The 6,712-nt window shown below is 58.6% G+C and carries 5 protein-coding genes; 4 read left to right on the plus strand and 1 reads right to left on the minus strand.

What is annotated here, in order from left to right:
* Positions 1-56: 56 nt before the first annotated feature.
* A complete protein-coding gene (locus DM806_RS11090) occupies positions 57-632 on the minus strand; it encodes an ATP-binding protein (RefSeq protein ID WP_372859497.1) in 576 nt (191 codons plus the stop codon).
* On the opposite strand from DM806_RS11090, the gene DM806_RS11095 reads away from it, so the two are divergent.
* The 4 genes from DM806_RS11095 to DM806_RS11110 all read left to right on the plus strand — a co-directional run bounded on the left by DM806_RS11095 (position 627) and on the right by DM806_RS11110 (position 6,583).
* Positions 627-1,394 (plus strand): TolC family protein, encoded by a 768-nt coding sequence (locus tag DM806_RS11095; RefSeq protein ID WP_306294755.1) that lies wholly within the window; start codon positions 627-629, stop codon positions 1,392-1,394. The two genes, DM806_RS11090 and DM806_RS11095, sit on opposite strands and share 6 nt — an antisense overlap.
* Positions 1,395-1,763: 369 nt before the next feature.
* The gene (locus tag DM806_RS11100) at positions 1,764-2,339 is read left to right on the plus strand and encodes an RNA polymerase sigma factor (RefSeq protein WP_372859498.1); all 576 of its coding nucleotides are present in this window, start codon (positions 1,764-1,766) and stop codon (positions 2,337-2,339) included.
* Positions 2,336-3,340, plus strand: a complete 1,005-nt coding sequence (locus DM806_RS11105) for a FecR family protein (protein WP_179043286.1) — start codon at positions 2,336-2,338, stop codon at positions 3,338-3,340. Before DM806_RS11100 ends, DM806_RS11105 begins: the two co-directional genes overlap by 4 nt.
* 84 nt (positions 3,341-3,424) lie before the next feature.
* Positions 3,425-6,583: a TonB-dependent receptor gene (locus DM806_RS11110; protein WP_256869248.1), complete on the plus strand. Its 3,159-nt coding sequence runs from the start codon at positions 3,425-3,427 to the stop codon at positions 6,581-6,583.
* Positions 6,584-6,712 lie beyond the last annotated feature (129 nt).

Below are 6,712 nucleotides of genomic sequence, written 5' to 3' on the forward strand. Positions count from 1 at the left end.
CGGACGAGGGTGGACGAGATGTCAACGGGCACCGAAGATTCCTCAAAAGTGGGCATCTAAAATTCCCTAGTTTGGCGGGAGGGTTTATGCCGGTGATCAGCCGTGATGGGATCGGGCTTTTCCTTCGTTGGCGGGCGGCCGCGCCGTTTGGGCAAGGGCGACGGGTTGATGGGCGGTGTAGCGCGCGCATGTTCAGGCAGCAGGTCGGCGTGCTGTCGCATGCGATAGCTGGAGCCCTCGATCTGGATGACCACAGCGTGGTGAAGAAGGCGGTCGAGCAGCGCGGTGGCGACCACCGGATCGCCAAAGACATCGCTCCATTCGGCGAAGCCGCGGTTGGATGTAAGGATCATGGCGCCCTTTTCGTATCGGGCGTTGACGAGCTGGAAGAACAGGTTGCCGCCGCCAGGCGTAACGGGGAGATACCCGATCTCATCGACGACGAGGAGGGAAGAGCGGCACAGGAAGCGGATCCTTTCGCGCAAGGTGCCCTCACGTTCGGCCTTGGCCAGCGAAGCGATCAGATCGGCGAGCGGGATGAAGTAGACGCTCTTGCCCGCCTTGACGGTCTCGACTGCGAGGGCGGTAGCGATGTGGCTCTTCCCGGTGCCCGGAGGCCCCAGAAGATGCACGACCTCGGCCCGGTTGATGAAGTCAAGCGCGAGGCCTTGGTGGTTCAGGCACGGCAGGATTTTCTGGCCGCGGCCAACAGCTTCTCGCTTTATCATCGCGATGCGGAGGGGCTTCCGATCATCGTTGATATGGCGCGGTTGCCTGTGTCTGCCGATGCTTTCGATGGCCTGCGGGTCAATCCGCTTTTCGAGATCGAAGACCGTCCCGACTTCGGCATCCTGCTTGAAGAAATCGACAATGCCTCGGTCAAACTGGCACTGGCCGAGAACGACACTCGGCCCAAGCTTAATCTTGAAGGGCAGGTCGCCAAAGATGTCGGTGCCGAAGGCCTGGGTGGCTACAGCCGCGCGCCGCTGGAGGTGGTTATCGGCGTGACCTTCAAAGTTCCGCTGCAAAATCGAAAGGCAAAGGGCAAGGTTGCCGAGAGTCAGGCAAAGATTGACGAACTGACCGTCAAGCAGCGGTATCTTGCCGAGAAAATCCGTGCCGAAGTGGCAGGCATCGGCATTGAGGTCGATGCTGCGCGCATGCTGGTCGCAACTACCCGTAGGCAGCGTAACCTGGCCGAGCGGCTGGCCCAGGCAGAGCGGCGTCGCTTCGATCTGGGTTCAAGCGACTTCTTCCTCGTTAACAGTCGCGAGGAGGCAGCTACGGATGCCGAAGTCAAGCTGATCGAGGCTCAGGCGCGTATCGCCGCCGCTCAGGCTGAAATGGCGGCCGCCATAGCCGATAACCGCGCCCTGGGCTTGGATCGCAGCTAGGGGGGGGGCTTTGGCCATACGAATGATAGCTATCTTCTAATTTGCGGACTAAATTCGACATCTGCCTACCGGCCAACCTTGAGATCATAAGAAAAATCCGGCTGTCTGCTGCTTGGAACTCGAAAATCGGCCGTAAAGGGTGGTAAAGGGTCGAGCGCGGAACCGGCTGCTATGCGCCATTTCTTGTCATCGACACCGGCCAGTTCATCCGATGCTTGCCTGCAGGCGATTGCTCAGGAGTAGAATGCTCGCGGCTCTTTGAGGCATTATCGAACTTGCATCTGATAGTAGCGTCTCTGTGGCTACAGAATTTTCGAACTGGATTGTCTATAGGCTTTGAGTTTGAATGCCATGAGAGGCTTGGATCGCGTGACGGCCAACGAGGCGGATGTCAGAGAGTGGTTCTGTCGAGAGGTTCTGCCTTTCGAAGCCGCCTTGCTGCGCTATATTCGCCATAATAGCCGCACATCCGAAGATGGCCCCGATCTAGTCCATGACGTGTATGAAATGGTGATTGCAGGCGCCAGAAACGGAATTCCCTTAAATACGAAGGCATATGTGTTCACAGTGGCGCGCAACATGCTGATCAACCGTGCGAAGCGCCAGCGGATCGTTTCAATCGAGTTGGTTGCCGATCTGGAAACGCTGCCAGAGCAGGATCGCGCCTTCGATGCCGTGCGGCAGCTGGATGCACGAGATGCTCTCCGTCAGGTCCAAGCTGGCCTTGAGCGTCTGTCCCCCCGCGTCCGTGAGATTGTGAAGCTTCGGAAGATCTATGGTCTCGATGTGGTCGAAACGTCGGCTCGTCTTGGCATCAGCAAGGATGCTGTCAATCATCAGCTCTCAACCGGAATGAAGGCTTTGGCCGACTTCATGCTGGGCGGCTCCGGTAAAGCTGTGCGAAAGCGTTACGACCGTCGCGCTCGGAAGGAGGGCGAGGTATGAGCAGGGCTGGAACTGCCCGCGACCAGGCCGCCCAATGGCTTATCGCGCGTGAACAAAAGGATTGGGATGCGGAGCAACAGGCGTCGTTCGACGCCTGGCTGGCAGAGTCCGACATGAACAAAGCCGCATTTTGGCGGCTCGAACATAGTTGGAGTGAAGCTGATCGCATTCGCGCGCTTGGCAGCGCGGACTCGCCGCCAACCGATTGGGCCGACGTCAGCGAAACCAAAATCTTCACGCCGTGGCATAAGTGGAAGAGGACATCTCTGATCACCGGGATTGCTGCGTCATTCGTGTTTCTCCTTGGAGCATCCGCTTTCTATCTCATCGGCGGGTCCGATGGAGAGAGACAGAAGGTGGTTGCGCATTATGCGACCAAAGTGGGTGGCCATTCACGTGCGCAGCTCTCGGACGGCAGCCAGATCGAACTCAACACCGCCACCAGCGTCCGGACAGCTATCGATGTCAGTGAACGTGAGGTGTGGCTGGATAAAGGCGAGGCCTTCTTTGAGGTAGCCCACCAGCATGGCCGCCCTTTCATAGTGCATGCCGGAACGCGCACGATTGTGGTCCTCGGGACGAAATTCGCCGTCAGGCGTGATGGCGCACGGGTGACGGTTTCGGTGCTGGAAGGCCGAGTCCGCGTTGACGATTTCGCTAGCCAGCGAGCTGACCGCTCGACAATCATTACGACCGGCGAAAGCGCGATCGGCGAAGGGGCTTCCACGCTCGTCACATCCGGTACGCAAGGCAGGATCGTAGATGCTCTCTCGTGGCGAGAGGGTATGCTGCATTTTGATGATAAAGCGCTGGGTGACATCGCCGCGGAGTTTAATCGATACAACCAGGTCAAGATCATTGTCGCCGACGCTGAGGTATCGGCAGTCCGCATCGGTGGCACGTTCCCAGCGTCTGAGCCCGCAGGTTTCGCGCGACTTCTTCGCCAGGCTTACGGCCTGAATATCCAGGAAACCGACGAAGCGATAAAAATTTTCAAATAGTGGTTACAGCATCTGCATAGTGGAATGTCTTGTTCCCTTGACGAGGGTTGGTTGAGCTCTCGCGGACAAGAAGAGGGGATGAGGATGAGATATGGCACTGTCGCCGCGATGCTGGCGGCCACCACTTGCGCTGTTGCTTTGGCTCAGCCGGCTCAAGCCCAACAGCGATCATTCGATATCCCGCCGGGTCCCCTCAAGACCGCTCTTGATGCCTTCGGTCGGCAGTCCGGTCGTCCTGTGATCTACAAGGCGGCGGAAGTTTCCGTAGCAACCTCTCGCGGCTTTCGGGGTGCCGGCACGGTCGATCAGGCATTGTCGGCGATCGTCCAGGACAGCGGGTTCAAAACATCTATTGGTGAAGGAGGCGCGATTGCGATAGTCCGCCTGGGAAACGCAGGAGCCGTCGCCGCTAGCAACACTATGGTGAGCGATGCCGCTGCTGATATCGTCGTTACCGGCTTCCGGGCTTCGCTGAATAACGCTCTGTCCCAGAAGCGGAAGGAGACGGCTGCGGTCGATGCGATCGTAGCGGAGGATATCGGGAAGTTCCCGGACTCGAACCTGGCCGAATCGATGCAGCGTGTGCCCGGCGTCGCCCTGGCGCGCGGGGATGGAGGCGAAGGTCGCAACATCGCCGTTCGTGGTCTTGGCGCAGGGTTTACGCGGGTTCGGCTGAACGGGATGGAAGCGACGTCGCAAACAGCCACATCAAACATCTACGGAACCCAGAACAGCGCCCGTAACTTCGACTTCAACGCCTTCCCGACCGAGATATTCTCAGCTCTCGTTGTCCGAAAGACACCGTCTGCCGATGTCGAGGAAGGATCGCTTGGCGCAACGGTCGACCTGCTTGCTCCCAAGCCGCTGGATAGCAAGAAGGACTTCGTCCTTACCGCGACGGCACGAGCAACATATAGCGAACTGTCGGAGGATCTGGGGCCTCGCGCCTCGATGCTGATTTCCAAGAAATTCGATGATGGACGCTGGGGCGTCCTTGCATCTCTGGCCTACCAGCAGCGCAAGATGCGCGAAGTCGGCTACAATGCCAGTGACGTGATCTCGGCCAATACCAATGGACTGTTCTGCACGCCGCTGGGATATCCGACGATCTATCCGCTAAGCGCATCCAAAGGCGCCAATGCGCAGAATTGCAGCACCGGCAATCCCCGCACCGGTACGGTTGCCGCCTATGAAGCGATCGCGAACTTGCGGCGCCCGGATGCGGCTGCCGTTCCCGGGAGTGGCGCCTTCTTCCCGCGCCTGCCTTCTTACCTGAACAACACGCAGGACCAGGAACGGATCGGGGGCACGTTCACGGTACTGTTTCAGCCGGACGATGACACCGACATCTCGGTCGATCTGCTCTATTCGCGGTTCAATGTCTCACGCTTGGATACGGTCATCGGGGCACTGTCGTTCGGACGCCAGATCTCGAACAATGGCCAGCCCATGACATCGGTGCGAGACGTCCAGTTCGATGAGAAGGGGTCGCTCGTCTACGGTGTGTTCGACGGGGTCGATCTGTTCTCGGACTCTCAGCAGGAGAATTTTTCCTCTACGTTCAAACAGGTCAATCTGAACTTCAAACGCAAGCTGACGGACACGTTGGAGATTACAGGTCTGTTCGGCCTCAACCAGTCCTATCTGGATGGCACCCGTCGGCAGCATACCTACATGAACGCGAACGATGTCGACAATTTCGTGCTCGACTTCCGGGATGGCGGCGTGCCCACGATCGGCCTCGGCATCGATCCGTCGGATCCAAATTCGTTCGTCTACGGCCCTGCACTGGCTGATGGCACGGTGCGAGGGTCCTTCGACTATCAAAACCGTCCTGCGACGACAGTGACCAATGGCCTGACGGCAGAATTCAACGCCTCCTGGCGGGCAAGTGAACAATTCACCATCCTGGCTGGCGCCCAGTATCGCCAGAGCCACTATCGCGCGACCAGCTCCCGGCCCTGGACCGTGGATCTGCTGATGGAAGACCTGCCTGCGGGCATGACGCTTGCGGACATCACCAGCAGCGTCAACGGCCTGGACAAGCTCTGGGGGCACGGTGCACCGGCATCCTACCTGATCATTGATCCCGACAAGTGGGCTGCGGTCTTTGACCAGACGCCTCCGCGCTTCTGCCAAGGCGACTGCGGTGGCGGCGACACGCGGATCAAGGAAGATGTGGCAAGCACATATCTGATGTCGCGGTTCGACTTGAGCGATGCTCTGGGTTTTGGTCTGCGTGGCGATGCAGGCCTGCGATATGTCCGCACCTCGACCCGATCATCGGGCGGCATCGCCGTTGCGGCACCTGCCGGAAATTCGTCTCCCACCGGATTGGGAGTCCAATATGCTGCCGTATCCCGGACCTATGACGATTGGCTACCGTCAGCCAACCTTGTAATCGAACCGGTCGACAATCTGGTCGTGCGTCTGGCTGCATCGAAGGTGATGTCTCGTCCGGATCTCGGGTTCCTGTCGCCCACGAGCGGTGTCACCGCCACGACCCGGGTAGGAACGGTCAACAATCCATTTCTCGATCCTATTCGCGCCACGACATATGACGCCGCGATCGAATGGTATTTCCGCCCCGGATCGTTGCTATCGGTGGCCTATTTCCGCAAGGAGATCAAAACCTTCATCCAACGTGTAACAAACATCGTCTCCTTCGATACACTGGGGTTGCCCAACGAACTCCTCCTTGGGACGCCTGCGGTCCCGACCGACCTGTTCACGGTCTCTCAGCCGGTCAACACACCCGGGGGGCCGCTCAACGGGGTCGAGGTCAACCTGCAGATGCCGTTGACATTCCTTCCAGGAATGCTCAAGAATTTCGGCATACTCGCCAACTACACGCATGTGCAGAGCAAGATCGAATATCTTCTCACCGCGACCAACGGTGGCACGACGACGGCTGACCTCGTCGGTGCGTCTCGGAACACGGCATCGGGCACCATCTATTACGAGGATGACAAGTTCAGCATCAGGTCGACCCTGAACTGGCGCGACAAGTTCATTCGCACGATTCCGGCGTCCCCAGGCAGCAATTATCAGGGCAACTCGCCCACCATCTATGTCGATGCCTCGGCATCCTATCAGCTGACGGATTCGGTCAAACTCATCGTCGAGGCGCAGAACCTAACGGATGAAGAAAATCGCTTCTTCATAGACGGTTCGCGTAACGACACGCTTTACCAGACGAGGGTGGGCCGCACCATTTCGGTGGGCGTGAATTTTCAACTGTAATGCTTCTGCAGGCTCGTCGTGCGTAACAGCGCAGGGGGTCTGCTTACGGACGTAGCTAGGATATCGCATGCCCATCATTACCGGAGCCAAGGTGATCGTGACGTCGCCCGGCCGCAATTTCGTGACGCT

Source organism: Sphingobium lactosutens (genome assembly GCF_013393185.1).
GTDB classification, from domain to species: Bacteria; Pseudomonadota; Alphaproteobacteria; order Sphingomonadales; family Sphingomonadaceae; genus Sphingobium; species Sphingobium lactosutens_A.

Bases quoted from the DNA above. Each gene is read 5' to 3' on its own strand.
- DM806_RS11105 (WP_179043286.1), top strand. From the start codon at position 2,336: ATGAGCAGGGCTGGAACTGCCCGCGACCAGGCCGCCCAATGGCTTATC.
- DM806_RS11095 (WP_306294755.1), top strand. From the start codon at position 627: ATGCACGACCTCGGCCCGGTTGATGAAGTCAAGCGCGAGGCCTTGGTG.
- DM806_RS11110 (WP_256869248.1), top strand. From the start codon at position 3,425: ATGAGATATGGCACTGTCGCCGCGATGCTGGCGGCCACCACTTGCGCT.